This is a genomic window from Haloplanus rubicundus, assembly GCF_003342675.1.
In the GTDB taxonomy this organism is placed as follows: Archaea; Halobacteriota; Halobacteria; order Halobacteriales; family Haloferacaceae; genus Haloplanus; species Haloplanus rubicundus.
Genome location: NZ_CP031148.1, coordinates 2,544,041 through 2,569,468, shown reverse-complemented (window position 1 = coordinate 2,569,468; position 25,428 = coordinate 2,544,041). Strand labels below are relative to the sequence as shown.

Genomic DNA, 25,428 nt, shown 5'->3' with positions numbered 1-25,428 from the left:
TGGTCCGGTCGTCGAACGGCCTACTCGGGACGGGGGGTCGGGAGGACTCGGTGTCGGCGCGGCGGGACGAGGAAATTCCCGCGGCGGCGCACGAAGATGTACTCCAGAATCCCGTTGTTGACCCGTTGACGAACCGCGGGTGTCACTTCGGTCAGGTCGGTGCCGTTCATCGCCCGGCGGACCGCCTCGAACTCCGAGACGCGGCGCTGGAGCGACGGGAAGTGGAGGCTCGCCACCTGCTGGTCCGAGCCGATGTCGTCGGTCGACTCGAAATGTCGTCGGAGCAGGCGCACGTTCCCCGCCGAATCGCGGTTCGCCCGCGCCGCCTTCTGGGCGTGACCTACCCGGCCGTACTCCCGAGCGTCCGATTCGAGGTCGTCGACGAACCGGTCGATACCGCTGTCCGAACCGAGGGTGTCGCCCACCCCCTCCACCAGCCCCTCGGCGGCGTAGCCGGGGCTGAACATCTCCATCACGCGCTCCTCGTGAGTCTGCTCCTCGTACCAGTCGTCGAGTCGCTGGCGGAGGTTGGCGACGACTTTGGTCGTCCCGCCGGCGAACGGGCCGTCGTCGATGGTGACGTAGTCCTCGGTGGCCTGATTGCCTCGGAACCCGGCCTTGAAGCCCATGAACAGTGGCGACGCCTCGGGAACCGGCTTCGAGTCGGGAATCCCGGCGGCGTCCTGATGCTGGGCGGGCAGGCCGGCGCCGACGAAGCCGGTCCGTCGGGAGTCGACGGTCAGCGCGTCGGTGAGCGGTGGCACCGAGACGCCGTTGGCGGCGTCCCGCTCGCCGCGCAGGGCGCGGTCGGCCTCGAGGAGGGCGTCGGGGCGGTCGCTCGCGAGGTGAAGCAACGCGTCCTGTCGGTCGAAGGTCGGCGACTCGAACGGCGACAGCGCCGTCGGCTCGGGGAGGTCGATTCCCTCGGGCAGCGACTCGTCGAACCGCTCGAAGTAAGCCGGCGAGTACGCGATGGAGTGGAGCAGCCCCTCGTGGCTCCACGCGTACGCCCGATCCAGCGCGTCGAGCGTCTCCCCGAGGGCGTCGCGGTCGTCGGCCGAGGGCGGGCCGTCGGCGTCGAGGGTGAGATAGAGGAGGGTCTGGTGGCTCGGCAGCTGCGAGTTGCCGTGGTCGTCGTGGCGGATGTACTCCCGCCAGGCGTGCTGGCGGGCGGGTTTGGCGCTCGGATCGCCGGTCGGGACCGGTTCGTCCGCCGTCCGGTCGAGACAGGCACTCAGCGCGCTCGCTCCCCCGAGCGCGACGGCGGCTTTCAGCACCTCACGACGCGAGCGGTCGGTATCGCCGTCGAGCGGCATTCCTCGGCCTTTGGGGCCTCGACCTCAAGCGGGTTGTGGTTCGGCTCTCGAAGGGCGGCGGCGGACGGTCCGTCTCACTCGCTCACGAGGCTGTCGACCAGTCGGGTGAACCGGTCGACCAGTCGCTCGGGCACCGACGGCTCGACCAGTCGGAGCAGTTCGGCCGTCTCGTCCGGACGGGACAGGACGAGCGTCACGCGACCGCGTTCGTCGCGTCGTTTCTCGACGAGATTCTGCTCGATCAAGTGATCGAGATGCCACTCCAGCGTGCTCCGGGCGATGTCCAGATCGTCGGCGACGGGGGTGGGTGCGCTCGGCCCCGCCTCGATCAGGTAGAGCAACACGTCGCGGGCCGTCTCGCGGCGCAACACGGCGACGGCGCCGCGCTCCCACGCCTCGTACTCGGGGGTGAAGTAGTGAGTCCGGCCGTACAGCGACTCCGAGACCAGGTCGTCCGCGCGGTGGAGTTTCTTGAGGTGGTACTGGAGTTGGCCGGTCGCGAGGTCCAGATCGCGCGCGAGTTGGTTGAAGTGGACGCCCGGATGGCTCGCGACGTAGCCGCGGATACGGTCACGCTGGGCGGTCACGACGCCGACACCTCCCGACGGACGGTTCGGGCGTAGTACACCGCGGCGACGACGAGGGCGACGAGCACCACGTCGAGGCCGTGCTCGAAGAAGTGGTGGTCGGTCGGGGAGAGCATCCCGAGTGCGCTGGCGCCGACGACCGCCGACCGGCCGAGCAGCGCCGCGAACGCCGCGACGATCAGGAGATACGGGCGGGAGCGCCGGCGGACGAAGGCGGCGAAGGCGAGGCCGAGCAAGGCCGACGCGCCGAGCGTGGCGACGCCGACGACGGCGAGCAAGCCGGGCGACGCCACGCCGACGACGGCGTGTAACGGGGCGATCATGGCCGGTCTTCGGGGTCGGCGTACCTGAACGCTTCGACGGGGCGGGTCGTCACGCGTCGGCACCGTCGAGCCGTGGCTCGTCGGGTGGTGTCGGCAGAAGTTGTGCGTGGGTGATGTCCCGGATGGGAATCACCTGCATCGCCGCGGCGAGGCCGCGGTTGACGGGCGTGTGGACCCGTCGTGTGCGATGCGTGGGACCGGATTTGAACCACGGTCGAACGCTCGCGCGTTCTCCCTGCTTCAAACCCGATCGTGCATCTTTCGGCGCTCACGTTCGTTCGCGCCGGTGCGATGCGTGGGACCGGATTTGAACCGGCGGACCCCTATGGGACAGCGCCCTCAACGCTGCGCCGTTGGCCTGGCTTGGCTACCCACGCTCGCATGGGTTCTGTCGTACGCATCCAACCGTTGACGGGGGTATTTGAAATGGCTTTCCTTTTCCCCGCCGTCGATCACCCGAGTCGATATCGCGGTTCGGTACCGAACCGCACGGCGTCGCCGCCGCGACTCGTCGGGGTTTTGTGGATCGCCGACCGAGGGAAGGTATGCACCTCGACGCACGCAACCGCGTCCCGGAACTCACCGCCGTCCTCTCGCTCGCGTCGCTGGCGCTGGTGTTCGGCGCCGTCCTCGGGGCCGTCCCCCGCGGCGCCCTCCCGCGTGCGCCCGACGCCGTCGTCGCCGCCATCCCCCACGTCAACGCCGCCGTCAGCGCCGTCGCCGTCGTGACCATCCTCGCGGGCGTCGTCTTCGCTCGCCGTCGCCAGTTCCGCAAGCACCGCGCCGCGATGCTCGTCTCGGCCGCCCTCTTCGCCGTCTTCCTCGTCCTCTATCTCTACAAGGTGGCCCTCGAAGGGCCGGCCGAGTTCCCCGGCCCCGACGCCGTCTATCGGCGGGTGTATCTCCCCCTCCTCGCGATCCACATCCTCCTCGCCGTCGTCTGCATTCCACTTCTCTACTACGTGTTGTTGCTGGCGACGACCCGCCCCGTCTCGGCGCTCGTCGACACCGCCCACGCCAGGGTGGGGCGCGTGGCGGCGAGTCTCTGGATCGTCTCCTTCGTCCTCGGAAACGCCGTCTACGCGCTGCTGTACGTCGTGTACTAGTCGCCGTACAGCGAGTAGACGATGACCACGAAGCCGAGAAGCGTGAGCGTGCTCTCGATGACGACCGACTGGGCGAGCGTGAGCGACGTGAACTGGTGGCCGACCCCCGCGAGGAGGGCGCCGACGGTGACCAGGCCGAACCCGATACCGAGCGACCGGAGCGAGCGCGATCCGGTCCGGCTGTAGGCCTTGAGCGAGAGGAACGTGATGAGACTGCCCAGCAGGAGCGTCCCGGTCTTGATCGCGATGAGTGCGACGTCGAGGTGGCTCATGTTTCCTTGCGAACCTCCCCCCAGAGCGACGCGAGCCGTTCGTCCGCCGCCCGGCTCGGGCGGTCGACCGAAACGTCGAGGATCCGTTCCTCGGTGAGACCGATTTCGACCGCCTCGAAGTCGAGCCGGTAGCGGGTCGCGTGGTGTCCGTCCGGCCGGATCTCCGTGCCCTCCGCGAGCAGCGATGCCTCCGTCAGCAGGTCCAGTTTCCGGTAGGTCGTAGACATGGGGATCTCACACTCCTCGGACACCTCGCTCGCCGTCATCGGCTCGTCGAGGTGCTCGATGATGGTCCGGCAGTCGGGATCGTCGAGCGCGTCGAGGACCGACTGCAGGTCGGGCGGATCGTCGCCCGACAACGGATCGCGCACCATACGCCCCCCTCGCCGAGGCAGTCACTTATACTACCCGTTGGCGATCCGTGGTCGCGCCCGAACCGTCCGCGAGCGCCGCGAACGAGGGCGAGAAGCGAACATGTTCGGACATATCTTTTCGGATACGAACGACGTATGGCTACCTGCCATGAGCACGACGACCGAAACCGAGAGTACGGCCGAGAAGCACACCACGTCGGTCCATCTGCGTGCGACGGGACACGTCCGGGACGCCATGGAGACGCCCCACCAGGAGTTCACGTTCGAGGGTGACACCCTGCGTGACCTCCTGGAGGCGTTCTTCGAGGAGCGCCCGGACCTCGCGGAGATGTTGATCGCCGAGACGGAGGCGGAGGCGACGACCGAAGGCTGGGCCCGGCCGCCCGAGAACCTGCCGGGTACGTGGCACAAGAACCCCGAGGGCGAACAGACCAAACCCTACGCGCGGGTGCTCGTCAACGGCAAGTTCAACGAGGTCCTCGACGGCTTCGACACGAAAATCGAGGACGGCGACCGCGTGAGCTTCGTCTACCCCTTCATCTTCTGTTGCTGACGGGACGGTCCCGTCTTCGGCGTCACCGACGCCGGCCCTCTCTCCTTTTTACGTTCGACGCGAACCCGTTCGCCACGGCCGCCAGCCCACAGGAACCAGCGCTTCGGTTGATAGTTCGTGCCCCCGACGATCCAAATAGAGGTGACACCCAATGTTCGAAACGACCCGACGTCGGGCGATGCAGGCGCTCGGCATCGGTGGCGCGGCGACGGTGGCAGGGTGCAGCACGAAAGCGCCGACGGCCGCTGAGACGGAGGCTCAGCGCCAACAGGTCGAGCAGACGTCGACGCCGACGGTCGGTCAGGTGGCCGCCGATCCGACCGACGTTCCCGAGCCGACCGATCGGAGTCAGCCGACGACCCACGAGGTGACGCTGTCGGTGGAGGAGGTGACCGCCGAAATCGAACCCGGCGTCACCTTCGATTACATGACCTTCGACGGGCAGGTTCCCGGTCCGATGATCCGCGTTCGGCAGGGGGATACGGTCGATCTGACCGTCGAGAGCCCGTCGGGGAACGCCCTCCCGCACAACGTCGACCTTCACGCCGTCTACGGCACCGGCGGCGGTGCGGCGGCGACGACCGTCGCGCCGGGGGAGGAAAACGCCATGCGGTTCCGGGCGGAGTACCCCGGGGCATTCATCTACCACTGTGCCGTGCCGAACCTCGACATGCACATCAGTGCGGGGATGTTCGGCATGATCCTCGTCGAACCGGAAGGTGGCCTTCCCGAGGTGGACCGCGAACTCTACTTCGGCCAGCACGAGGTGTACACCGACGGCGAGGCCGGGCAGGAGGGCAAGCACAGCTTCGACATGAACGCGATGAAAAACGAGAACCCGACGTACGTCCTCCTGAACGGCGAGAAGTACGCCTGGGCGGCGGCCAACCGCGGTCCGATCGAGGTCCAGCAGGGCGAACGCGTCCGGGTGTTCATGGTCGACGGTGGTCCCAACCTCTCCAGCAACTTCCACCCCATCGGCAACGTCTGGAGTCGGGCCTACCGCGACGGTGGTCTCCCCGAGAACGGTGACTTCGAGGCCTACGCCGACAAGAACATCCAGACGATGAAGGTCCCGCCGGGAAGCTGTATGATCGGCGAGATGGAGACGCCGGTCCCCGAGCGGATCAAGCTGGTCGACCACGCGCTCAGCCGCGTCGCCCGGCGGGGCATGCTCGCCGAAGTCGACGTGCTCGGCGACGAGCGCGAGGAGGTCTTCGACCCCGACGCGCACGACACGAGCCACGAGGGACCGCAGTACGCCTGAGACGGATCGGCCCGGCCGTGGGGGCGACGACGACCGCTCCCCCCGTCCCGCGACGGGCCATCCTCCGCCACGCCGGTTATGGTCGCCGAGCCCGACGGTTCGGTCATGCCCACGGCGAAGCTCGCAGTCACGCTTCCGGAGGACATCTGGATCGCGGACCTCTCGACCCGGTATCCCGAGGCGACTTTCCGCGTGCTCGCCGCGCTGACCGACGAGAGCACCGGGATCGGGCTGGTCGAAATCGTCGCCACCGGCGTCGGCGACGTGCTCGACAGTCTCGACGGGGCCGACGGCGTCCGCGTGTTCGAGACCCTCTACCGCGGCGACGACCGGGCGCTCGTCCAGTTCGAGACCGACGACCCCCTGATTCTCATGTCGGTCCGGAACTCGCGGGCGCCGTTCGAGCCGCCGGTCACCATCGTCGACGGCGTCGCGGACCTGGAGATCACCGCCCCCCGGGAGCGGCTCTCGTCGCTCACCGACCAGTTCCGGACGCTCGGGCTCCAGTTCGACGTGCGGTCCGTCCGCACCACCATCGACTCGGAGTCGGTCGTGAGCGACGGCCAGCGGGAGTTGATCGAGGCCGCGGTCGAGAAGGGGTACTACGACACGCCCCGAACCTGTACGCTGACGGAGTTCGCCGACCACCTCGGTGTCGCGAAATCGACCGCTAGCGAACGACTCCACCGCGCGGAAGGGGCGATCATCAGGGCGTTCGTCGGCGACGACGCGCCGACCGGGGACGAGAGACTTTAGTCCTCGTGGCTCGCGTCGCCGTGCTCCGCACCCGCCTCCGCCGCCGGGCCACCCGTCTTGTCCCGGAGCAGCAGAATGAGACCGAAGACGATGGGCGAGAGGAAGGCGGCCACGAGCGACCCGCCGACCACCAGCGACATCGTGAGGCCGGCGCCGCCGTCGCCGCCACTACCACCGCCGCCGTCGCCGCTACCGCCGCCACCGCCGCTACCGCCGCCACCGCCGCTACCGCCGCCACCGCCGCCACCGCCACCGCCACTACCGCCACCACTGACGACTTCGGCGCCCTCGGGAGCGCTCCCGACGACGACGACGCCTTTCATGCCGAGCGCGCGGTGGGGCTGGCAGAAGTACTTGATGACGCCTTCCGAGTCGAAGGTCTGTTCGTACGTGAAGCCAGCTTCGGCGGTGAGTTCACTGGAGAAGTCACCACCTTCCTCGGCGACGACGTTGTGCTGGCCGCCCTCACCGTTCCACTCCCAGATGATTTTTGTCCCCGGATCGACCTGGACGGCCGCCGGGCCGAACGCGAAGTTCCCGCCGTTCCCAGACGCGCCAACGGTAACCGTCACCTCGCTCTGTCCGGTTGCATCGACGACTCCCTCGTAGTTCCCGACGTCACTCATCCACCCGCCGAACGGGCCGGACTGAGCCGTCGCCGTTCCGGTCGCCCCCGCACCCACCAGTCCAGCCCCGACAGCTCCGGCGCCTGCCTGCAGCAGCCGTCGCCGTCCCAGCCGAGCGTCGCGTTCCTCGCTCATTGTCGCTTTGCCGTACACACGACCCCTTCAAAAATATTGCCGGTTCCGTGTTCGCTTGCCAGTTTATATACTATCAGTCGTCGGCGGGTGCCGATTCGCTCCCGACGACGGGTCGGGAGACGTCGCGGTCGGTCGACTCTCCCTCGATGTCGTAGGGGTACTCGCCGGTCACACAGCCGAGACAGAGGTCGCCGCGTGCCCGGCCGAGCACGTCCGCGGTGGCGTCGATGGAGAGATAGGAGAGGCTGTCGGCGCCGATGATTTCGCGAATCTCGTCGATGCTCTTGTCGGCGGCGATGAGTTCGTCCCGACTCGCCATGTCGATGCCCATGTAACAGGGCGCGACGATTGGCGGGGCGCCGATGCGGACGTGGACCTCCTCGGCGCCGGCGTCACGGATCAGATCGACTAGCTGCGTCGAGGTGGTACCGCGGACGATACTGTCGTCGATGATGGTGACCGTCTTGTCCTCGACGGTGCTCTTGATGGGATTGAGCTTCAGCCGGACGGCGCGTTCGCGCTCGTCCTGTGTCGGCATGATGAACGTCCGGCCGACGTACCGATTTTTCATCAGGCCCTCGGCGAACTCCACGTCGGCCCCGTCGTCGTTCGCGGCCTCGGCGTAGCCGGAGGCGAAGGAGCGCCCGGAGTCCGGGACGGGCATCACCACGTCCGTGTCGATGCCGCTCTCGGCCCAGAGTTCGCCCCCGAGTTCCCGGCGCACGTCGTAGACGAGTTCGTCGTCGACGATGGAGTCCGGGCGGGCGAAGTAGACGTGTTCGAAAAAGCAGTGGGCCGTGGCGTCGCGCTCGACGAGTTGATAGGAGTCGAACCCCGACCCGTCGGGTTCGAGGACGATCAGTTCGCCCGGCGCCACGTCGCGGACGAGTTCGCCGTCGAGCGTGTCGATGGCCGCCGACTCCGAGGCGAGCACGTAGCCGTCGTCGAGTTCCCCGATACAGAGCGGGCGATTCCCCTCCGGATCGCGTACCCCGAGGACGGCGTCGTCGTGCATGATCGTCAGGGCGTAGGAGCCATGGATGCGTCCCATCGTCCGTTTGACCGCCCGGACGAGGTCCTCCTCCAGCAGGTTGCGCGCGAGGTCGTGGGCGATCACCTCGGTGTCGCCGTTGGAGGTGAAGGCGTGCCCGAGCGCCTCCAGCTCCGAGCGAATCTCTGCGGCGTTGACGAGGTTGCCGTTGTGCGCGAGGCCGAGCGATCCCGACTTGAAGGAGACCGAAAACGGCTGGGCGCAGCAGGCGTTGACGCCGCCCGAAGTGGGGTAGCGGACGTGACCGATGCCCGCCTGCCCGTTCAGCTGATCGAGGGCGTCGGCGTCGAACGCGTCGCCGACCAGCCCCATCTCGACGTGGCTGTGTTGCTGGAACCCGTCGTGTGTGACGATGCCCGCGGACTCCTGTCCCCGATGCTGGAGCGCGTACAGGGAGTAATAGAGGGGGCGCGCGGCGTCGCGGTCGGCCAGCGAGACGCCCACGACGCCACACTTCTCGGTCATCCCGTTCGGGGTACGGTGATCCCGCCCGTGTGCCATGGGCGTTGCTACTGTACCGTGAGGTAAAAAGCCACGCTATTGGCGCGCTCGCGCAGTGCTTGCCGGTTCGATAACCTGCCGGCTCACCGGTCGCAGCGCACGGAAACGAAAGAGTAGGTCGAGTGCGTAGAGGCGTTACTCGCCGGCCTTGCTCTGCCACTCGTAGTCGCGGCGTTTGGCGGACTTGCCGAAGCCACACGACGAGCAGACCTTCTTTCGGACGTGGTAGGATTTCTCACCGCAGCGTCGACATTTGACGTGGGTCGTCTTGTTCTTCTTCCCCTGACTCGGCGTTCCGGCTCCCGTCATGTACTTATCGTCACGACGTTGTCGCCGCGTATAATGGTTGTGTTGTCGACCGACTCGATCTCCGGCTCGCCGAGGATGCCCTCCCCGACCTCGTCGACCGGTTCGAGCACGACGTTCATATGCTGGTCGTAGCCGGCGAGGAGGCCGTGAAACGCCCGGCCGTCCTTGAGGTGTACCGTCACGTCCTCGTCCAGCGAGGCCTCCAGCACGTCGAGGGGTCGTCCACCCATGCCAACAATGGCTGGGGGTCGGAATAATAAACGTACCGAAGGTCGGGCGGTCGTCCGGCGCCGTTTCGGTGTCCTCGACGGCGACAGGGTTTTAGTATTGCACAATATAGTGATTACTGCATGGCCAACACGTGTCACTTTCAGGTACGGCGTCTCGGTGGATCAGTCGTGTTGCTCGGATTGCTACTCGGGGTGCTCGTCGATCCGTGGTTCCTGGCTCTGTCGGCGTTCGCCGGAGTCAATCTCGTCCAGAGTAGCTTCACCGACTTCTGCCCCGCCGAGCGATTCCTCCCTGCGTGTGGGGCGGCGGGAACGGACGAGTCGGAGCTGGCGGGGGACTGAGACGGGTCCAGCACCGTCTCGGTTGTGTCTGAATAATCCAATATAATAGCTCCCGATCGCGAGGTAACCGTCGTCCGCACCCGAGCGCTTATTCCCGTGTCGGGCGAACGAACCGGTATGGTCGCTCGTGTTCTGGTTCCCGTCGACGACTCCGAGATGGCGATGCGTGCGCTCCGGCACGCACTCGACACCTTCCCCGACGCCGAAATCACGGTGCTTCACGTCAGCGGCGGGCCGTCGCCCATGATGGGCGCCGCGACGGACCTCGCGCTCTCCGACGACTTCGAGGAGGCGGCCGAGGAGCGTGCGAGCGACGCGCTGGACCGTGCTCGCGCCATCGCCGCCGAGTACGACGCCGAGGTCACGACCGAGGTGCGGGTCGGCCCCCCGGCGCGGATCATCGTCGACGCCGCCGCGGACTTCGACGCCGTCGTCCTCGGCAGCCACAGCGGCAGCCTCTCCGAACGGCTGTTCGTCGGCAACGTCGCCGAGAAGGTCGTACGTCGGTCGCCCGTTCCCGTGACCGTCGTCCGGTGACGTGCTTAAGTCCGTCTCGCCCCTACGACGGGTATGACCTACCCAGTCACCTACTACTGCCCCCACTGTGAAGCCGTCGTCGAACTCGAACGCGACGGCTACCTCGCGGACAAGTCGGTGACGCCCTACCCGCTGGAGGGGTGGACGTACGTCGACGCCGACGACGACGTGGAGTCCGCGGACGGCGTCCGCTTCGTCTGTGGCGAGGACGGCACGCTCCGCGACGACGAATCCGGCTGTGGCAACCCCTTCTACCTGAGCTACGTCCGCTACGAGAACGGCGAGGAAGTCGAACCGGTCCCCGAGAGCGAGTACGTCCGGATCGGCCGGTAGTCCCCGCCGTGGACGGTGTTTATGCGCCGACACGACGTACGGCCAGTACGCTCCCCGTTCCCCTCCAGATCGGTGAGGGCATCGTCGTCCTCGTCGGTATGGGACTGCTGTTCGTCGCCGTGCTGGCCCTCGTCAGCATCTTCGCGTACACCGAACACCGCAAGGAGATGGCGTTGATCGAGTCGGGGCAGTACGCGGCCGAGAACGTCCAGCCGGCGCCGTGGGTGCTGGCGGTCGGCCTCCTCCTCCTCGCCGTCGTCCTCGCCGACGTCGTCCGCGCCGCGTGGGCCGGCACCGTCCCCGGCGATGGACTCACCTCGGCCGCCCTCGGGCTGGCCGCCCTCGCGTACTACTGGTTCCGACGGCGGGGGACTCGTGACTCCGGCGCCGACGGCGAGACGGGCGACTAACCCTTGATGTTACAGACCGGATACGTCCGTGCCACCTTGTCGCCGATGCCGAGGGCGTCGGAGACGCGCACCACCTCGTCGACGTCCTTGTAGACGCCGGGGGCCTCCTCGGCCACCGTCGCGCCGCTCTGGGCCTTGACGTACACCTGATTTTGCTCCTTGAGTTCGTCCTGCACCGTCTCGCCCCAGAACTCCTGTTTGGCCTGCGTCCGGCTCATCAGCCGGCCGGCGCCGTGGGCGGTGGAGCCGAAGGTAAGCTCCATCGACGCCTCGCCGCCACGGAGGACGTAGCTCCCCGCACCCATACTTCCGGGGATGATGATCGGTTGTCCCACGTCGCGATAGGCCGCGGGCACCTCGGGATGTCCCGCCGGGAACGCCCGCGTCGCCCCCTTGCGGTGGACGTACAGTTCGCGCTCTTCTCCCTGTACGGTGTGGACCTCTTTCTTGGCGATGTTGTGGGCCACGTCGTACAGCAGATGCATCTCCATCGACTCCCACGAGCGGTCGAAGACGCGCTCGAACACCTGCCGGACGCGGTGCATGATCAGTTGGCGGTTCACCCACGCGAAGTTGATACAGGCACACATCGCGCCGTAGTACTCCTCGGCGAGTTCGGAGCCCGCCGGCGCCGCCGCGAGTTCCTTGTCGGGCAGTTCGGCCAGCAGGTCGCCGTGGCGCTTCTCGATTTTCCGCAGGTAGTCGGTACAGGTCTGGTGGCCCAGCCCCCGGCTCCCACAGTGGATGAGGACGACGATCTGGTCGGGTTCGAGGCCGTAGGCGTCGGCCACGTCGTCGCGGTAGACGTCCGTCACCCGCTGGACTTCGAGGAAGTGGTTGCCGCTGCCGAGGCTGCCGAGCTGATTCTTCCCCCGGTCCTTCGCCTTCTGTGACACCGCGCTGGGATCGGCGTCCGGGCGGTAGCCCTCGTCCTCGCAGTGGGTCAGGTCGGCCTCGACGGCCCACCCCTCCTCCAGCGCCCAGTCGACGCCGCGGGAGAGGACGGCCTCGACGGTGTCGATCCCGCTTTCGACGATGCCGCCGCCCCCGAGGCCGGAGGGGACGTTCGCGAACAGGGCGTTCACGAGTTCCTCCTCGTGGCCCTGCACGTCGGCGTAGGTGATATTTGTTTTCATCATTCTCACGCCGCAATTAATGTCGTACCCGACCGAACCCGGCGAGATACAGCCCTCCTCTACGTCCGTCGCCCCCACGCCGCCGACGGGGAAGCCGTAGCCCTGGTGGCCGTCGGGCATGCAGATGGCGTGGCCGGTGATCCCCGGCAGATGCGTCGCGTTTCGCAACTGTTGGAGCGTCTTGTCCTCGCCGATTTCGTCGAGCAGCGCCTCGCTCGCCAGTACTCGGGCGGGGACGCGCATGTCGCCCTCGCGGGGCATCTCCCAGACGAACTCCCGAACGCGTTCGAGCCGGATGCCGTCGAACTCGCGTGTGGTCATACGTGAACCGACGTGACCGACGCGGGAATACGTTACTACACGTCCAGCACGACGTACGCCTCCCAGCCCTCGTCGGTCTCCTCGACGCGCATCTCTGAGTAGGTCACGGCCTTTACGTCCCGTGCGGTCACGTCCGCGAAGGGGACGCCGCGGGCGCTCGCCTCGACCACCCACTCCCCGTCGTCCTCGCGGACCGACGCCTCGTTGGCCACGGGGAGGACCCCGCGAACGTCGCGTTCGTAGATGAGTTGATCGAGGTAGTCGAAGAGGAGTGCTTCGAGCCCCTCGGCGCGGACGGTGAACGAGAAACGCTCGCCGGTCCCCGGAATCTCGTCGCAGGTGGCCGCCGCGAGGCCGTCCGCGGCGGCGGCGAACGCCTCGCCGAGGTCCGCGCCGGTCGCCGCGACGGCGACGTCGGCGGTGTGAGGGCGGAGTTCGTAGCTCATGGCGTCGGGGACGGGGCGGACCGTGAAAACCGTTGGTTCCGAGATGCGGCGACGATGGACGCCGACGATGAAGTTATATTGCACGCCTACGCTAGAACTGCGGTAGTGAGCGTCACCGTCGAGAAACGTGTCGATGGCCCCGGCACGAGCGACCACGCCGACGAGGCCTGGAAACTCAAAGAACGCATCCGCCGGGAGGAGGGCGTCCTCAAACAGCGCAAGCGCTTCTTCATGGACGCCTACCGGCGGGCGACGACCCACCTGCTCTACCTCGACGACGACCTGGTCGGCTTCGCGACGGTGCGACGCGACGGCTACATCCTCTTTCTCGCCGTCTCGCCGGAGCGTCGCGGCGAGGGGTTCGGCCGGCGACTCGTCGCGGAAGTCGCGGAGGACCACCGCACCGTCACCTGCCACGCCCGGGCGACGAACGAACGGGCGCTGGACTTCTACGAAGCCATCGGGTTCGAGATCAAGCGGCGGATCGAGCACTACTACGAGGACAATGGCGACGCGTACTACCTCCGGCTCGGCCCCGACGAGCGCCTGCGCGACCGGCTCTCCGAGCTGATCCGGCGCTAGGGCGCGAACTGGTCCTGATCGGTCACCACCTCGTCGATCAGGTCCATCGGCGTCGCGTCGTAGGCGGGGTTCTCGATCCGGACGCCCTCGACGGGTTCGCGGATCACCTCCGCCGGTTCACGCTCCTCGTTTTCGAAGACGAAGTCGCTCTCGATGATCTTCGACTCGGAGCCGACGACGGTGACGGGCACGTCCGCGACGCTCGCGGCGGCGACGAGCGGGAAGGTGCCGACGCGGTTGTAGAGCGTCTCGCCGACGATGCAGGTCATGCCGACGACGACGCGGTCACAGCGGTCGAGGACGTGCCCCGCGGCGCTGTCGACGAGGAGGTGTGGCTCGACGCGATCCATCTCCGCGAGGCGGCGCGCGGTCTTGCGCCCGAGGTAGCGCGGCCGCGCCTCGGTGACGTAGGCGGTGAGGTGACAGCCCTCCGCCGCCGCCACCTCGACGGCCTCCAGGACGGTCGTCGAGAAGTCGTGGGTGAGGACCGTCTCGCCGTCCTCGAACGTGGTCGCGGCGCGGGCGGCGGCCCGGTGTTTGCCCGTCTCGATCCCCTCGACGATCCGGTCGATCTCCTCGCGGGTGCGGGATTTCGCCGCCTCGACGGAGTCGACCTCGCCGAGGACGTTGTCGACGACCTCCCGCATCGCCTTGTGGAGGGAGGCGTGGGAGGGGTTGGCCCGGCGGAGCGCGCCCGCGTTCCGCTCCAGGTCGCGCTCGTAGGCCTCGACGTTCCGGTAGTCCCGGTCGAGGAGTTCCTCGAGGGCCGTGGTCGCCTTGACCGCGACCACCGACGAACTGTGGGTCTGCATCCGGCGAATCTCCTCGATGGTCTCGTCGATCATACCGTGAGGTGTCGTGTCGGCGGCAAAGAGGTTCCGGCTACGAGTCGGCGTTTCGACGGGCGTACGCGTACGCGAGGAGCGCGGTGACGAACCAGACGGCCGCCCCGACCCGGACCGCGAAGGCGGCGCGGGCGCCCCACGTCGGGAGCGTCGTCGTCGTCGAGAGGGCGGCGACGAGGGGCGCGCCGACGACGATGGTGGCGACGAACGTCACCTGCATCACCCACCCGAAGTCGACGCCGTCGGGGTCGGTTCGCTCGACGCGGTGTGGCACGGGCCGTCGTTGGCGGCCGAACGGGTAATGCGTGGCGATTTCTGCGGATTACTGTCCCTGTTTACCGGTGGTCCGCCCGGACGATCCGGTAGCGACGTACAGTAAACCGCATTACGCGTCGAGGAAGCCGCTCAGTGCCTCGTTGAACGCCGCGGGACGCTCCAGCATGGCGAGGTGGGCCGCGTCGTCGACGGTCGTCCACTCGGCGTCGGGGATGCGTTCGGCGAGCGCCTCGTGGTACCAGGGCGGCGTGAGTGCGTCGTACTCGCCGACGACGGCGAGGGTCGGCGTGTCGACCTCGTCGAGGCGGCCGCGCACGTCGAAGTCGTGGCAGGTTCGGAAGTCGCGTTCGGTGACGGCCCGCCCCGCCGCGTGGAGCATCTCGCTCGACGCCGCCACCAGTCGGTCGTCGGGGTCGTGAAAGAGCCGATCCGGACCGTGGAGGAACTCGATCGCCCGCTCGAAGTCGTTCCGGAGCCACCGAAGCAGGTCGTCGAGGACGGCGAGTCTGGCGCCGGTCCCCGCGAGGACGGCGGCGTCGAGGTCCACGTCGCGTTCGAGGAGTGCCGTCATGACGACTGCCCCGCCGAGCGAGTTGCCACAGAGGACCCGAGCGTCCGTCGCCTCGGCGACGGCGACGGCGTCGTCGACGTACGCCGAGAGCGCCTCGTAGCCCGGTTCGGCCGCCACGTCGTCGCTCTCTCCGTGCCCGCTCAGATCGAGGGCGACGACGGGCCGGTCGTCGGCGAGTCTGGCCTGGGACTTCCAGACCGCGTGCGATCCACCGCTGCCGTGGACGAACAGGATCGGATCGGCGTCGCCGCCGCGGTCGTGGCGGCGGTACGCCGTCTCCCGCCCGTGGTGGGTAACCGTCTCCATACGACCGGTAGCGTGGGGAAGGGTATAAACCCGCCCGACGCGACCGGCTGGCTGTGAACCGCAATACAACGGCGATTCGATGTACCCCCGTCACGTACCGCGATTTGTCAGAGCAAGATTTATATACTTGGATAGCTAACTTGGGGTTAGGAATTGACATGGTGAGACAACAATACGCCGGTGAGGACGAACGGTTCGTCCGCCGGTACGACTACGACGACGAGTGGGTGATCGCCGCCGACGTGGGCGTCGGCGACGACCGCCTGAGCGTCGACGTCGTCGGCGAGACGGCCATCGTCCTCGTCGACGAGGAGACGGCGATGGAGTTCGACCTCCCCGGTTCGGTCGAAAGTGTTGACACGAACAACGGCGTACTCGTCGTGAGGGGTACCCAATGAAGCTCGTCGTCAAACCACTGAAACAGAAAGACGCCGGCCGTGGACTGGCCGCCATCGACCGCGCCGCGGTCGCGGAGATGGGGCTGGAGGTCGGCGACTACATCCGCATCGAGGGGAAAGAGGGCACGGCCATCGCGCGCGTCTGGCCCGGTCACCCCGAGGACCAGGGGTCGGGCGTCATCCGCATCGACGGCCAGCTCCGCCAGCAGGCCAACGTCGGCATCGACGACCGCGTCGAAGTCGAGAAGGCGGACGTGAAACAGGCCGAACGGGTGACGGTCGCGCTCCCCCAGCAGATCGGTATCCGGGGCGACATCGGCCACTACCTCCGTGACAAGCTGACCGACAAGCCGATCACGAAGGGACAGACCCTCCGTGTCCCCTTCGGCTTCGGCTTCATGAGCGGTCGGCAGAGTCAGGCGCTCCCGCTGAAGGTCGCCGACACCGACCCGTCCGGCACCGTCGTCGTCACCGACTCGACCGAGGTGACGGTCAGCGAGAAGCCCGCCGAACAGATCCGCGAGTCGGGCGGCGAGGCCCGCGCCGACACGCCGGACGTGACCTACGAGGACATCGGCGGTCTCGACCGCGAACTCGAACAGGTTCGCGAGATGATCGAGCTGCCGATGCGCCACCCCGAACTGTTCCGGCGCCTCGGCATCGACCCGCCGAAGGGCGTGCTCCTCCACGGCCCGCCCGGCACCGGGAAGACGCTCATCGCCAAGGCTGTCGCCAACGAAATCGACGCCCACTTCCACACCATCAGTGGGCCGGAGATCATGTCGAAATACTACGGCGAGAGCGAGGAGCAACTCCGCGACGCCTTCGAGGAAGCCGAGGAGAACGCCCCCGCCATCGTCTTCATCGACGAAATCGACTCCATCGCCCCCGAGCGTGGCGAGGCCGGCGGCGACGTCGAACGCCGCGTCGTCGCGCAGCTACTCAGCCTGATGGACGGGCTGGAGGAGCGCGGCGAGGTCGTGGTCATCGGCGCGACCAACCGCGTCGACGCCATCGACCCCGCGCTCCGCCGCGGCGGCCGGTTCGACCGCGAGATCGAGATCGGCGTCCCCGACCGCGACGGCCGGCGCGAGATCCTGCAGGTCCACACCCGCAACATGCCGCTCGCCGAGGACGTGAACATCGAGGGCTTCGCCGAGTCCACGCACGGGTTCGTCGGTGCCGACATCGAGAGCCTCGCCAAAGAGGCCGCGATGAACGCGCTCCGGCGCATCCGCCCGCAGATCGACCTCGAGGAGGAGGAGATCGACGCCGAGATCCTGGAGGATCTGGAGGTCGGCCAGGACGACTTCCAGGAGGCGATGAAAGGTATCGAACCCTCCGCGCTGCGGGAAGTGTTCGTCGAGGTACCCGACGTGACCTGGAACGACGTGGGCGGTCTGGAGGACACCAAAGAGCGCCTCCGCGAGACCATCCAGTGGCCGCTCGACTACCCCGAGGTGTTCGAGGCCATGGACATGGAGTCCGCGAAGGGCGTTCTCATGTACGGCCCGCCCGGGACCGGGAAGACCTTACTCGCCAAGGCGGTCGCCAACGAGGCCGAGTCCAACTTCATCTCGGTGAAGGGGCCCGAACTCCTCGATAAGTACGTCGGGGAGAGCGAGAAGGGGGTCCGCGAGATCTTCAGCAAGGCCCGCGAGAACGCGCCGACCGTCATCTTCTTCGACGAGATCGACGCCATCGCGACCGAGCGCGGCCGCAACACCGGCGACTCCGGCGTCTCCGAGCGCGTCGTCTCCCAACTACTGACGGAGCTCGACGGCCTCGAAACGCTGGAGGACGTGGTGGTCATCGCCACCTCGAACCGGCCCGACCTGATCGACTCCGCGCTCCTGCGCCCCGGCCGCCTGGACCGGCACGTCCACGTGCCCGTCCCCGACGAGGAGGCGCGCCGCGCCATCTTCGAGGTCCACACGCGGGACAAGCCGCTCGCGGACGACGTGGACCTGGATAGCCTCGCCCGCCGGACCGAGAACTACGTCGGCGCCGACATCGAGGCCGTCTGCCGCGAAGCCTCGATGGCCGCCAGCCGCGAGTTCATCCACAGCGTCTCGCCCGAGGAGATCGGCGAGTCCATCGGGAACGTCCGCATCACGATGGACCACTTCGAGCAGGCGCTCGAGGAAGTGACCGCGAGCGTCACCGACGACGTGCGCGAGCGCTACCGCGAAATCGAGCAGCGGTTCACGACCGACGAACCCGACGTGGGCACCGAAACCGAAGCGAGTCGGACGTTCCACTAGCTCCGCCATCCCAGCGGGCCGATCTTTCGTCTTCCACCCACCGAGCGACGCCGTCGGCCTCGCCTGCGGCCGTCGGAACCGGTTCCAATACGCTATTGAGGCCGCTCCACGGACCGACCTGTATGTCTCTCTCGGTTCGCCGCCGGCGTCTCCTCCTGTGGACCGCGCTCGCCGGCGGCTTCCTGTTCGTCAACTTTCACCGGACCGCCACGGCCGTCCTCGCCGACTCGCTCGCGCGTACGTTCGACGCCACCGGCTCCCAGCTCGGCCTGCTCCACTCCTCGTTTTTCTACATCTACGCCGCCCTCCAGCTTCCGGCGGGACTCGTCGTCGACCGCTACGGGCCGCGGTGGGTCGGCGCCGCCGGGCTGGCCGTGTTGAGCGCCGGTGTCCTCTGGTTCGCACGGAGCGACACGCTGCTCGTCGCCTTCCTCGCTCGGGCCGTCGTCGGCCTCGGCGGGAGCGTCTGCTACATCGCCACCCTGCGGTTCTGTGCGAACTGGTTCCGGCCGGACGAGTACGCGACGATGACCGGCTACACCGTCGCCGCGGCGGGCGCGGGGGGCATCCTCGCGACCACGCCGCTGGCGCTCGCCATCGACCGGGTGGGGTGGCGCCTCGCCATCCTCGCGACGGGGGTGGTCACCGCCGTCGTCGCCGTCGCCGTCGCGGGCGCGGTACGGGACACACCGAGTGACGCGGGGTACGACGACGTGGGCGTCGGTGTCGGCGTCGCCGTTGCCGACGAGGACACCGCGTCCCTTTCGGACATCGTCGCCAACACCCGCACCGTCCTCCGCGAGGCCGAGACGTGGCTGATGGGCCTGCTGCTCTTTCTGGTCCTCGGCGTCAACTTCACCGTCCTCGGCCTGTGGGGCGTCCCCTTCGTCGCCGACACGTACGGCGTCTCGGTGGCGCGGGCGTCGACGTACCTCCTCGTCGGCAACGTCGGGTTCGTGCTCGGCTCGCCCGCCATCGGCGCGCTCTCCGACCGGACCGGCCGGCGGACGGAGCTCATCGTCGCGACGGCCGTCGTGTTCGCGCTCTCTTACGGGGTGCTGGTCACCGTCCCGCCGCTCCCCGTCGTCGGCGCCGCGCTCTTCTGTGCCCTCCTCGCCAACGGCGGCGTCTCCCTCGTGTTCACCGTCGGCAAGGAGCGCCACGAACCGGCCGTCGCCGGCACCGTCACCGGCGTCATCAACAGCCTCGGCTACGTCGGCGCCGCGACGCTGCCGACGGTCATGGGCGCCGTCCTCGACGCCTACTGGACGGGTGAGGTCATCAACGGTGCCCGCGTCTACACCGTCGCCGGCTACCGCGTCGCCTTCGGTATCGCGACGGCGGCGGCCCTCCTCGCCGTCGTCGCCGGCCTCTGGCTCCATCGCCGCGAGGCGCAGGTCGCCGGGCCGTCGACACCGGCCGTGGGCGACGGCTGAGGAGTGGCAACGGCTACGACGCGCCCCGCCGATACCGCCGCCACCCGGTGAGGAGGACGCCGAACACGACGAGGACGATGCCCAGTCCACGGAGCGCGATGCCGACGAACAACGCGGCGACGTTGAAGTCCCCGCTCTCCCGTTCGGTCCGGAGCGAGTAGACCGTCCCCTCGTACCGGACGGGGTAGAGTCCCTGGCCGACGGCGACGTGGTCGCTCGTGTACGAGAAGTCCGGCGCCGTCGCCGACTCGTTTCCGACGACGTACGGCGAGTCGGCCCGGGCGCGGTCGAAGACCGTCCGGCCGCGGGCCGAGAGGTTCTCGTACGCCACCACGTCGCTCGCGTCGTACGTGAGTCCGTACGCCAACTCGTCGTCCGACGCCACCTCGACGTGGTGGACGTAGTCGGGGTCGGCCGGTCCCCCGCCGCCGACGAGGGTGGCGGCGAGCAGACAGAGGATGCCGACGCCGAGCAGCGCGTGCTGGAGGGCGGGCCGAGGCATACGTCGTCCTCTCGCCCCGGCAGCATGTATGTTCTCGGTCGTCGGGACGCACTGCGACGCTGGACGCATCGACAGAGATAAAACAATAATACTGTTACTTTCGGTCTATTTGGTGTATAGTAACGATATCGAGAGCAGATTTAGTGTTCATATATAAGCTGAAACCTGTTATATCGAAAATTCTTACAGTAGTTATTAGTAGATTCAGTGAAACTATCGATCCATGATCGACGTTCCCGTCTCCGCCGTCATGACCGAGGCCGTCCCGACCGTTTCGCCGGACATGACGGCCGCCGAAGCCGCGAGCCACCTTCGCCGGGCCGACGTCCACGCCGTCGTCGTCGCCGCGGGCGACGGCGTCGAGGGCATCGTCACCGAATCGGACGTTGTCGCCGTCGTCGCCGAGGGAGGCGGGAACCCCACGGTCGACTCGTTCATGTCGTCGCCGGTGGTGACGATCAGTCCGACCACGCCGGTCGGTCTCGCCGCCGACCGGATGCGCGACGCGGGCGTAACCTGTCTCCCCGTCGTGGACGGCGCGGAGTCGGGGGTCCCGGACGCCCGACCGGAGTCCGGCAACGGCGGCCGCCCTCTGGGGCTAGTCACTCGGACCGACATCGCGCCGTATCTCTCCCGACACCGCCTCGACGTCGACTGGGAGGGCGACCCCCTCTCGCTCGACGGGACGGGGACGCCGGAGCGGTCGGCGGAGTGATATCGTCGACGCACAGCCGGCTAAGCGGGGTCGGCCCTTCCCCGGGTTTTTCTACCGCGGATGACGGTGTGTGGGTATGCGGTACACCGGTCCCCTCGCCCTCGCCGTCGCCGTCGCCCTCTACGCCGGCTCCCGCGTCGTGCGCCGATTCGGCGTCGACGAGACCCTGTTCGGGGTGGCCATCGGCCCGCCGGCGCTGTTGGTGCTGTCCGTCGCGGCCGTCGTCCTGGCGGCGTACGGGGGGTACCGACTCGTCGGGGGGTTCCTCCTCGCTCACACCGCGAGCAAGCGCCGCCGCCACGACGTGCGGAACGTCCTCCGGCTCGTCTTCGGCGCCCTCGGGCTCGTCGCCGGCTTCGGCGTCGTCACCCGCGACTGGGTGAGCGTCCTGTTCTCGCTCGGGGTCGTCGGCTTCGCCATTACCTTCGCGCTCCAGGGGGCGCTCGCCTCCATGATCGGCTGGTTCTACATCGTCATCAAGCGCCCCTACGGCGTGGGCGACCGGATCGCCATCGAGGGCACCCGCGGCGACGTGGCCTCCATCGACCTCTTCGTGACGGAGGTGTGGGAGATCGACGGCGACCTCGTCTCCAGCAACCAGCCCTCGGGGCGCATCGTCACCGTCCCCAACAGCGTGGTCCTCTCCTCGCACGTCGTCAACTTCCACGGGGAGGGCGTCCCGCACGTCTGGAACGAACTCTCGGTGCAGGTGGCCTACGAGACGGACCTCGACTTCGCGGCCGACGTGATGATCGACGCCGCCGTCGACCACCTCGGCGACGAGATGGCGGCGGGCGTCGCGGAGTACCGCGAGCGCCTCGCCGAGACGCCCGTCGAACTCGACGTGAACGACCGCCCGACGGTCAACGTCGTCCAGAAGGAGTCGTGGGTCGAACTCCGGTTGCGCTATCTCGTTCACCCGCGCCGCGGGACACGGGCGCGCAACGCCCTGTACCGGGACATCCTCGACCGCTTCGCCGACGCACCCGACCGGGTGGCGTTTCCCGTCGGTCGCAATCGCTAAGCGGGACCCCGCTCGGCGCCGGGCGAACTTCCCCCTCCCGAAGGATTATGCGCCGGGGCATCCGGTAGGTGGATATGCACTCCGATCCCCAGCCGCTCGCCCCGCTCGCTCGCTCGCTCCGGGCGGGCGACCGCCGACCGACGGCGCTGGTCGACGACCTGTGTGACCGACTCGACGCCGTCGACGACGACGTCGGCGCCATGCTCCCCGAACCGGGTCGTCGCGACCGACTGATCCGGGAGGCGACGGCGCTCGACGCCCGCCACGACGACCCCGCGAGCCGGCCGCCGCTGTTCGGCGTCCCCGTCGGGGTCAAGGACATCTTCCACGTCGACGGCTACCTCACCGCAGCCGGGTCGTCGGTCCCGCCCGCGGCCATCACCGACGCGGAGTCGGCGGCGGTCACCCGCCTCCGCGACGCCGGCGCGGTCACCTTCGGCAAGGCTCGAACCACCGAGTTCGCCTACTTCGACCCGCCGAAAACGCGCAACCCGAACGACCTCGGACACACGCCCGGCGGTTCCTCTAGCGGGTCGGCCGCGGCCGTCGCCGCGGGGATGTGTCCGCTCGCGCTCGGCTCCCAGACCGTCGGCTCCGTGATCCGGCCGGCGGCCTTCTGCGGCATCGTCGGCTTCAAACCGAGTTACGGGCGGATTCCCCTCGACGGCGTCGTCCCCTTCGCCCCCTCCGTGGATCACGTCGGGACGTTCACCGCCGACGTGGCCGGCGCGTCGCGGGCGGCCGCGGTGCTCTGTGACGGGTGGGAGCCGGTCGACCCCGACGCGCCGCCGGTCGTCGGCGTCGTCGAGGGACCGTATCTCGACCAGGCGACCGACGCCGGGCGGGCGGGCGTCGAGGCCGGCGCCGACGCCCTCAGCGACGCGGGCTACGAGGTGCGACGCGTGTCGGTGTTCGACGACATCGACGCGGTGAACGCGAACCACGACGCCCTGGCCGCCGCGGAGTTCGCGCTCACCCACGCCGAGTGGCACGCCGCCTACGGCGACCGGTACGCCCCGGAGTCGACCGCCCTGATCGAGGAGGGACGGGAGGTCGGCGTCGACGAACTGGCCGACGCTCGCGCCGCCCGCCTCGACCTGCGCGAACGCATCGGGGAACACGCCCGGGAGGTCGGCGTGGATCTGCTGATCTCGCCCGGCGCCCCCGGTCCGGCGCCCGAAGGCATCGACGACACCGGCGATCCGATCATGAACCTGCCGTGGACCAACGCCGGCGTCCCGGCGCTCACCGTGCCCTGCGGTCGGGTCGGGGACCTGCCCCTCGGACTGCAGGTGGTCGCACCCTTCGGCGGCGACGAGTCCTTGCTGGCGTGGGGCGAGGACGTCGCCGACGCCGTCGCGGACGTGGGCGCGGTGGACGCCTGATACGAATTAGTGTAACTGTTCGCCGGTGGTTCGCCGGGACGGTCCGGAGAACCACCGGTAATGACTTACACTAATCCGTATGACCGGCCTATCCGGTCGGCGTTTCGGTGCCCGAGGCCGTCGACGTGCCCGCCTGTGCCTGTGCCTGCTCGAACGCGGAGGCCGGGAAGAGGCCACTCACCTCCTCGAACGAGAGCGTCTCGATCAGGGCCGCGGGGTCGCCGGAGACGCGCATCACGCCGAACTGGGAAACGGTGTCGTCGACGCTGACCGAGACGTTGCCCGTCCGGTTCCGGAATTCGTCGACGGCGTTCCGTGTCAGTTCGGCCCGTCGCTGCTGGAACTCCCGCTGTGCTTGCATTCGGTCGAGTTCGCCCGACTGGACCTGTGACTGAATCTCCGACTGCAGTTCCTGGAGCGACTGCTGGTCGGGCTGGACGGCGAGTGTCACCGTCGCGGACTCCGTCTCCTCGCCCCCGGCGCCGCCGTTGTGGTTCGAGAGTGCGCTACAGCCGGCCATCGAGGCGGCGGTTCCCGTGCCGGCGAGCTGGAGAAATCGCCGTCGACCCGTGTCGTCGAACATTCGGCAGCTCTTAGGTGACGAGTGATAAAAGCCCTCGGCTCTCGGACGGCGTATTGTGAGTCAGTACCCCGAGACGCCCCGGCGAACCACCGGTACACAGTTACAATACACCGTATCAGTCCTCACGGACCGCCGTCGCCGGGCATGCCCACCGGCGTCGTCGTGAACTCGAAGCGCGCGCCGCCACGCTCCCCTTCGGTGACGCCCACCGTCCAGCCGTGGGCCTCCGCGATGGTCCGGACGATGTAGAGGCCGAACCCCGTGCCGTCCTCCGACTGCGTGACTCCGGGGTCGAACACTCGCTCACGCTCCGCGGCGGGGATGCCGGGTCCGTCGTCGGCGACGGCAAAGCCCGCCCCCGTCTCGGTGACGGCTATCGACGGCCCGGCGTGTTCGCCGCCCTCGTCGCCGCTTTTGTGTCGGTCGTCCGTGGAACCGTGCTCCACACTGTTTCGAAACAGGTTCTCGAACAGTCGCTGGAGCCGCGACTCGTCGCCGTCGACGACGAGCGTCGTTTGCACGTCGAGGCTGGCGTCGCTGGCGTCGATCATCTCCCACGCGCTCCGGGCGGTGTCGCCGACCGACACCGGTCGGGCGTCGATCACCGCCTGCCCCTCCATGGCGACGGTGAGTACGTCGTCGACGATGCGTTCGATCCGTTCCAGCGAGTCGGTGACACGCTCGATGTCCGCGGGTTCGCCGTCGGCCTGGTAGCGGTCGAGATACCCCGTGGCGACGGCGAGCGGGTTTCGCAGGTCGTGGACGAGAATCGTCGCGAACTGCGTGAGGCGGTCGTTCTGTGCCGCGACCTGCCGCTCCCGCTCGCGGCGGTCGGTCACGTCGCGACCCACGCCACAGAACCCGATGGTGTGCCCGTCGTCGGTCAGCTTCCGCCCCGTGAGTTCGAAGCGAATCCGTCCTTCCGTCGTATCGGCCCACGCCTCGACGACCGTCTCCCCCTCGTCGAAGATTCGCTGGACTGCGGCTTCGACTGCCGGCCGGTCGGCGTCGACGAAAAAGTCCACGGGCCGCATTTCCGCTATCCGCTCGTCGTCCAGGGCGAAGAGTTCGTTCAGGCGGGTGTTCCAGAAGATCAACCGACCGCGTTCGTCGTAGACGTAGAACACGTCGTCGAGTGCGTTCAGGGCGTTCTGCAGCGTCCGGCACGGCTCGGGCATCGCTCTCGGCGAGCGTTCGACGTGCGTCGTCTTAACCGTACGTATCGGTAGTGTCGTGACTCGGCGGTAGAAACGAATCGGGAGAAGTCCCGGTTTGGACCCGGACGGGAGACGTTTTCCACGACCCTTACGGCCCTGCTGGTTCCCCAGGTTCCCGAACCGCATTCACACGCGGTCCGGTACTTGGCCTTCGCGCCCCGCCGCCATGGCGGCCGGGAATCGGGTCGCTGCGGTCCTCCGTCGAGGCGTGTACCTCGTTCCCCTCTTACGGGGGCTTCGGTTGTACCTCTCGTCTGCGTCACTCCGTTCGGAGCGATGCAGTCGTCCGGTGAGTCCCCGTGACTCCACCCGGACTTTGGTGTACGTTACCAATCCACATAAACGTTTCGGCGGCCGTCCCGGACGGCGAACGCGACCACGGGCGGATGCCCT

Annotated in this window: 33 protein-coding genes and 1 tRNA gene; 15 read left to right on the top strand and 19 right to left on the bottom strand. The window is 68.2% G+C overall.

The genetic code is table 11. From position 1 onward, the window contains the following. Positions 1 to 20: 20 nt before the first annotated feature. From DU484_RS14225 to DU484_RS14210, 5 genes are all read right to left on the bottom strand, one after another. Entirely contained in the window at positions 21 to 1,316 is a 1,296-nt protein-coding gene (locus tag DU484_RS14225; RefSeq protein ID WP_114606268.1) for a DUF7405 family protein, read from the bottom strand. A gap of 74 nt (positions 1,317 to 1,390) precedes the next feature. Further along, a complete protein-coding gene (locus DU484_RS14220) occupies positions 1,391 to 1,903 on the bottom strand; it encodes a winged helix-turn-helix transcriptional regulator (RefSeq protein WP_114586618.1) in 513 nt (170 codons plus the stop codon). Further along, positions 1,900 to 2,226 (bottom strand): DUF7471 family protein, encoded by a 327-nt coding sequence (locus DU484_RS14215; protein WP_114586617.1) that lies wholly within the window; start codon positions 2,224 to 2,226, stop codon positions 1,900 to 1,902. Before DU484_RS14215 ends, DU484_RS14220 begins: the two co-directional genes overlap by 4 nt. A gap of 49 nt (positions 2,227 to 2,275) precedes the next feature. Further along, entirely contained in the window at positions 2,276 to 2,470 is a 195-nt protein-coding gene (locus DU484_RS19610) for a hypothetical protein (RefSeq protein ID WP_157969366.1), read from the bottom strand. A gap of 48 nt (positions 2,471 to 2,518) precedes the next feature. Next, positions 2,519 to 2,603: transfer RNA gene (locus DU484_RS14210), tRNA-Leu, on the bottom strand. 168 nt (positions 2,604 to 2,771) lie between these two features. Between DU484_RS14210 and DU484_RS14205 the strand changes: the two genes are divergently transcribed. Continuing rightward, on the top strand, positions 2,772 to 3,332 hold the full coding sequence (locus tag DU484_RS14205) for a DUF420 domain-containing protein (RefSeq protein ID WP_114606267.1): 561 nt from the start codon (positions 2,772 to 2,774) through the stop codon (positions 3,330 to 3,332). Here DU484_RS14205 and DU484_RS14200 read toward each other — a convergent pair. After that, the gene (locus tag DU484_RS14200; RefSeq protein ID WP_114586615.1) at positions 3,329 to 3,604 is read right to left on the bottom strand and encodes a DUF7521 family protein; all 276 of its coding nucleotides are present in this window, start codon (positions 3,602 to 3,604) and stop codon (positions 3,329 to 3,331) included. The genes DU484_RS14205 and DU484_RS14200 overlap by 4 nt on opposite strands. Then, on the bottom strand, positions 3,601 to 3,978 hold the full coding sequence (locus DU484_RS14195; RefSeq protein WP_114586614.1) for a winged helix-turn-helix domain-containing protein: 378 nt from the start codon (positions 3,976 to 3,978) through the stop codon (positions 3,601 to 3,603). Before DU484_RS14195 ends, DU484_RS14200 begins: the two co-directional genes overlap by 4 nt. Before the next feature lie 148 nt (positions 3,979 to 4,126). Between DU484_RS14195 and DU484_RS14190 the strand changes: the two genes are divergently transcribed. The 3 genes from DU484_RS14190 (at position 4,127) to DU484_RS14180 (ending at position 6,554) form a co-directional block, all read left to right on the top strand. Further along, positions 4,127 to 4,531, top strand: a complete 405-nt coding sequence (locus tag DU484_RS14190; RefSeq protein WP_114606266.1) for a ubiquitin family protein — start codon at positions 4,127 to 4,129, stop codon at positions 4,529 to 4,531. 151 nt (positions 4,532 to 4,682) lie between these two features. Continuing rightward, positions 4,683 to 5,798, top strand: a complete 1,116-nt coding sequence (gene nirK, locus DU484_RS14185) for a copper-containing nitrite reductase (protein ID WP_114606265.1) — start codon at positions 4,683 to 4,685, stop codon at positions 5,796 to 5,798. A gap of 105 nt (positions 5,799 to 5,903) precedes the next feature. Then, a complete protein-coding gene (locus tag DU484_RS14180) occupies positions 5,904 to 6,554 on the top strand; it encodes a helix-turn-helix domain-containing protein (protein WP_114606264.1) in 651 nt (216 codons plus the stop codon). Here the strand turns inward: DU484_RS14180 and DU484_RS14175 are convergent. From DU484_RS14175 to DU484_RS14160, 4 genes are all read right to left on the bottom strand, one after another. Then, positions 6,551 to 7,315: a halocyanin domain-containing protein gene (locus DU484_RS14175; RefSeq protein WP_114606263.1), complete on the bottom strand. Its 765-nt coding sequence runs from the start codon at positions 7,313 to 7,315 to the stop codon at positions 6,551 to 6,553. The two genes, DU484_RS14180 and DU484_RS14175, sit on opposite strands and share 4 nt — an antisense overlap. Before the next feature lie 73 nt (positions 7,316 to 7,388). After that, entirely contained in the window at positions 7,389 to 8,867 is a 1,479-nt protein-coding gene (purF, locus tag DU484_RS14170; protein WP_222844853.1) for an amidophosphoribosyltransferase, read from the bottom strand. A gap of 135 nt (positions 8,868 to 9,002) precedes the next feature. Next, positions 9,003 to 9,176 (bottom strand): 50S ribosomal protein L37e, encoded by a 174-nt coding sequence (locus DU484_RS14165; RefSeq protein WP_049936239.1) that lies wholly within the window; start codon positions 9,174 to 9,176, stop codon positions 9,003 to 9,005. Then, complete coding sequence (locus DU484_RS14160) at positions 9,173 to 9,406, bottom strand: LSM domain-containing protein (RefSeq protein WP_114586609.1); 234 nt, start codon at positions 9,404 to 9,406, stop codon at positions 9,173 to 9,175. The genes DU484_RS14165 and DU484_RS14160 overlap by 4 nt, the downstream gene beginning before the upstream one ends. 120 nt (positions 9,407 to 9,526) lie before the next feature. On the opposite strand from DU484_RS14160, the gene DU484_RS14155 reads away from it, so the two are divergent. From DU484_RS14155 to DU484_RS14140, 4 genes are all read left to right on the top strand, one after another. After that, positions 9,527 to 9,748 carry a YgaP-like transmembrane domain gene (locus DU484_RS14155; protein WP_114586608.1) on the top strand — a complete coding sequence of 74 codons (222 nt, stop codon included), beginning with the start codon at positions 9,527 to 9,529 and terminating at the stop codon, positions 9,746 to 9,748. 117 nt (positions 9,749 to 9,865) lie between these two features. After that, positions 9,866 to 10,285, top strand: a complete 420-nt coding sequence (locus DU484_RS14150) for a universal stress protein (RefSeq protein WP_114586607.1) — start codon at positions 9,866 to 9,868, stop codon at positions 10,283 to 10,285. Between the two features lie 33 nt (positions 10,286 to 10,318). Then, positions 10,319 to 10,618 (top strand): hypothetical protein, encoded by a 300-nt coding sequence (locus DU484_RS14145; protein WP_114586606.1) that lies wholly within the window; start codon positions 10,319 to 10,321, stop codon positions 10,616 to 10,618. Between the two features lie 8 nt (positions 10,619 to 10,626). Further along, positions 10,627 to 11,028 carry a hypothetical protein gene (locus DU484_RS14140; protein WP_114606262.1) on the top strand — a complete coding sequence of 134 codons (402 nt, stop codon included), beginning with the start codon at positions 10,627 to 10,629 and terminating at the stop codon, positions 11,026 to 11,028. On the opposite strand, the gene DU484_RS14135 is transcribed toward DU484_RS14140, so the two are convergent. Continuing rightward, positions 11,025 to 12,485 (bottom strand): RtcB family protein, encoded by a 1,461-nt coding sequence (locus DU484_RS14135; protein WP_114606261.1) that lies wholly within the window; start codon positions 12,483 to 12,485, stop codon positions 11,025 to 11,027. The genes DU484_RS14140 and DU484_RS14135 overlap by 4 nt on opposite strands. A gap of 35 nt (positions 12,486 to 12,520) precedes the next feature. Next, complete coding sequence (locus DU484_RS14130; RefSeq protein ID WP_114606260.1) at positions 12,521 to 12,931, bottom strand: archease; 411 nt, start codon at positions 12,929 to 12,931, stop codon at positions 12,521 to 12,523. 105 nt (positions 12,932 to 13,036) lie between these two features. On the opposite strand from DU484_RS14130, the gene DU484_RS14125 reads away from it, so the two are divergent. After that, the gene (locus DU484_RS14125; RefSeq protein WP_114586602.1) at positions 13,037 to 13,513 is read left to right on the top strand and encodes a GNAT family N-acetyltransferase; all 477 of its coding nucleotides are present in this window, start codon (positions 13,037 to 13,039) and stop codon (positions 13,511 to 13,513) included. Here the strand turns inward: DU484_RS14125 and DU484_RS14120 are convergent. From DU484_RS14120 to DU484_RS14110, 3 genes are all read right to left on the bottom strand, one after another. Further along, entirely contained in the window at positions 13,510 to 14,358 is an 849-nt protein-coding gene (locus tag DU484_RS14120; RefSeq protein ID WP_114586601.1) for a translation initiation factor eIF-2B, read from the bottom strand. The genes DU484_RS14125 and DU484_RS14120 overlap by 4 nt on opposite strands. Before the next feature lie 37 nt (positions 14,359 to 14,395). Further along, a complete protein-coding gene (locus tag DU484_RS14115) occupies positions 14,396 to 14,632 on the bottom strand; it encodes a DUF5822 domain-containing protein (protein WP_114586600.1) in 237 nt (78 codons plus the stop codon). 111 nt (positions 14,633 to 14,743) lie between these two features. Continuing rightward, on the bottom strand, positions 14,744 to 15,511 hold the full coding sequence (locus tag DU484_RS14110) for an alpha/beta fold hydrolase (protein WP_114586599.1): 768 nt from the start codon (positions 15,509 to 15,511) through the stop codon (positions 14,744 to 14,746). Positions 15,512 to 15,669: 158 nt separating this feature from the next. Between DU484_RS14110 and DU484_RS14105 the strand changes: the two genes are divergently transcribed. The 3 genes from DU484_RS14105 to DU484_RS14095 all read left to right on the top strand — a co-directional run bounded on the left by DU484_RS14105 (position 15,670) and on the right by DU484_RS14095 (position 19,609). Beyond that, positions 15,670 to 15,909 (top strand): DUF7127 family protein, encoded by a 240-nt coding sequence (locus DU484_RS14105; protein WP_114586598.1) that lies wholly within the window; start codon positions 15,670 to 15,672, stop codon positions 15,907 to 15,909. After that, positions 15,906 to 18,173, top strand: coding sequence for a CDC48 family AAA ATPase (locus tag DU484_RS14100; protein ID WP_114586597.1), 2,268 nt, complete (start codon positions 15,906 to 15,908; stop codon positions 18,171 to 18,173). Before DU484_RS14105 ends, DU484_RS14100 begins: the two co-directional genes overlap by 4 nt. A gap of 122 nt (positions 18,174 to 18,295) precedes the next feature. Then, on the top strand, positions 18,296 to 19,609 hold the full coding sequence (locus DU484_RS14095) for an MFS transporter (RefSeq protein ID WP_114586596.1): 1,314 nt from the start codon (positions 18,296 to 18,298) through the stop codon (positions 19,607 to 19,609). A gap of 13 nt (positions 19,610 to 19,622) precedes the next feature. On the opposite strand, the gene DU484_RS14090 is transcribed toward DU484_RS14095, so the two are convergent. Further along, a complete protein-coding gene (locus tag DU484_RS14090; protein WP_114606259.1) occupies positions 19,623 to 20,111 on the bottom strand; it encodes a hypothetical protein in 489 nt (162 codons plus the stop codon). A gap of 223 nt (positions 20,112 to 20,334) precedes the next feature. On the opposite strand from DU484_RS14090, the gene DU484_RS14085 reads away from it, so the two are divergent. The 3 genes from DU484_RS14085 to DU484_RS14075 all read left to right on the top strand — a co-directional run bounded on the left by DU484_RS14085 (position 20,335) and on the right by DU484_RS14075 (position 23,235). After that, a complete protein-coding gene (locus DU484_RS14085; RefSeq protein ID WP_114606258.1) occupies positions 20,335 to 20,826 on the top strand; it encodes a CBS domain-containing protein in 492 nt (163 codons plus the stop codon). Positions 20,827 to 20,902: 76 nt separating this feature from the next. Beyond that, complete coding sequence (locus DU484_RS14080) at positions 20,903 to 21,850, top strand: mechanosensitive ion channel family protein (protein WP_114586593.1); 948 nt, start codon at positions 20,903 to 20,905, stop codon at positions 21,848 to 21,850. 74 nt (positions 21,851 to 21,924) lie between these two features. Next, entirely contained in the window at positions 21,925 to 23,235 is a 1,311-nt protein-coding gene (locus tag DU484_RS14075; RefSeq protein WP_114586592.1) for an amidase, read from the top strand. 88 nt (positions 23,236 to 23,323) lie between these two features. On the opposite strand, the gene DU484_RS14070 is transcribed toward DU484_RS14075, so the two are convergent. Both DU484_RS14070 and DU484_RS14065 read right to left on the bottom strand, forming a co-directional pair. Further along, entirely contained in the window at positions 23,324 to 23,818 is a 495-nt protein-coding gene (locus tag DU484_RS14070; protein WP_114606257.1) for a hypothetical protein, read from the bottom strand. 122 nt (positions 23,819 to 23,940) lie between these two features. Further along, on the bottom strand, positions 23,941 to 24,996 hold the full coding sequence (locus DU484_RS14065) for a sensor histidine kinase (RefSeq protein WP_114586590.1): 1,056 nt from the start codon (positions 24,994 to 24,996) through the stop codon (positions 23,941 to 23,943). Positions 24,997 to 25,428: the final 432 nt, after the last annotated feature.

Bases quoted from the DNA above. Each gene is read 5' to 3' on its own strand.
- DU484_RS14225 (WP_114606268.1), bottom strand. From the start codon at position 1,316: ATGCCGCTCGACGGCGATACCGACCGCTCGCGTCGTGAGGTGCTGAAA.
- DU484_RS14215 (WP_114586617.1), bottom strand. From the start codon at position 2,226: ATGATCGCCCCGTTACACGCCGTCGTCGGCGTGGCGTCGCCCGGCTTG.
- DU484_RS14205 (WP_114606267.1), top strand. From the start codon at position 2,772: ATGCACCTCGACGCACGCAACCGCGTCCCGGAACTCACCGCCGTCCTC.
- DU484_RS14200 (WP_114586615.1), bottom strand. From the start codon at position 3,604: ATGAGCCACCTCGACGTCGCACTCATCGCGATCAAGACCGGGACGCTC.
- DU484_RS14195 (WP_114586614.1), bottom strand. From the start codon at position 3,978: ATGGTGCGCGATCCGTTGTCGGGCGACGATCCGCCCGACCTGCAGTCG.
- DU484_RS14190 (WP_114606266.1), top strand. From the start codon at position 4,127: ATGAGCACGACGACCGAAACCGAGAGTACGGCCGAGAAGCACACCACG.
- nirK (WP_114606265.1), top strand. From the start codon at position 4,683: ATGTTCGAAACGACCCGACGTCGGGCGATGCAGGCGCTCGGCATCGGT.
- DU484_RS14180 (WP_114606264.1), top strand. From the start codon at position 5,904: ATGCCCACGGCGAAGCTCGCAGTCACGCTTCCGGAGGACATCTGGATC.
- DU484_RS14175 (WP_114606263.1), bottom strand. From the start codon at position 7,315: ATGAGCGAGGAACGCGACGCTCGGCTGGGACGGCGACGGCTGCTGCAG.
- purF (WP_222844853.1), bottom strand. From the start codon at position 8,867: ATGGCACACGGGCGGGATCACCGTACCCCGAACGGGATGACCGAGAAG.
- DU484_RS14165 (WP_049936239.1), bottom strand. From the start codon at position 9,176: ATGACGGGAGCCGGAACGCCGAGTCAGGGGAAGAAGAACAAGACGACC.
- DU484_RS14160 (WP_114586609.1), bottom strand. From the start codon at position 9,406: ATGGGTGGACGACCCCTCGACGTGCTGGAGGCCTCGCTGGACGAGGAC.
- DU484_RS14155 (WP_114586608.1), top strand. From the start codon at position 9,527: ATGGCCAACACGTGTCACTTTCAGGTACGGCGTCTCGGTGGATCAGTC.
- DU484_RS14150 (WP_114586607.1), top strand. From the start codon at position 9,866: ATGGTCGCTCGTGTTCTGGTTCCCGTCGACGACTCCGAGATGGCGATG.
- DU484_RS14145 (WP_114586606.1), top strand. From the start codon at position 10,319: ATGACCTACCCAGTCACCTACTACTGCCCCCACTGTGAAGCCGTCGTC.
- DU484_RS14135 (WP_114606261.1), bottom strand. From the start codon at position 12,485: ATGACCACACGCGAGTTCGACGGCATCCGGCTCGAACGCGTTCGGGAG.
- DU484_RS14130 (WP_114606260.1), bottom strand. From the start codon at position 12,931: ATGAGCTACGAACTCCGCCCTCACACCGCCGACGTCGCCGTCGCGGCG.
- DU484_RS14120 (WP_114586601.1), bottom strand. From the start codon at position 14,358: ATGATCGACGAGACCATCGAGGAGATTCGCCGGATGCAGACCCACAGT.
- DU484_RS14110 (WP_114586599.1), bottom strand. From the start codon at position 15,511: ATGGAGACGGTTACCCACCACGGGCGGGAGACGGCGTACCGCCGCCAC.
- DU484_RS14105 (WP_114586598.1), top strand. From the start codon at position 15,670: ATGGTGAGACAACAATACGCCGGTGAGGACGAACGGTTCGTCCGCCGG.
- DU484_RS14100 (WP_114586597.1), top strand. From the start codon at position 15,906: ATGAAGCTCGTCGTCAAACCACTGAAACAGAAAGACGCCGGCCGTGGA.
- DU484_RS14095 (WP_114586596.1), top strand. From the start codon at position 18,296: ATGTCTCTCTCGGTTCGCCGCCGGCGTCTCCTCCTGTGGACCGCGCTC.
- DU484_RS14090 (WP_114606259.1), bottom strand. From the start codon at position 20,111: ATGCCTCGGCCCGCCCTCCAGCACGCGCTGCTCGGCGTCGGCATCCTC.
- DU484_RS14085 (WP_114606258.1), top strand. From the start codon at position 20,335: ATGATCGACGTTCCCGTCTCCGCCGTCATGACCGAGGCCGTCCCGACC.
- DU484_RS14080 (WP_114586593.1), top strand. From the start codon at position 20,903: ATGCGGTACACCGGTCCCCTCGCCCTCGCCGTCGCCGTCGCCCTCTAC.
- DU484_RS14075 (WP_114586592.1), top strand. From the start codon at position 21,925: ATGCACTCCGATCCCCAGCCGCTCGCCCCGCTCGCTCGCTCGCTCCGG.
- DU484_RS14070 (WP_114606257.1), bottom strand. From the start codon at position 23,818: ATGTTCGACGACACGGGTCGACGGCGATTTCTCCAGCTCGCCGGCACG.
- DU484_RS14065 (WP_114586590.1), bottom strand. From the start codon at position 24,996: ATGCCCGAGCCGTGCCGGACGCTGCAGAACGCCCTGAACGCACTCGAC.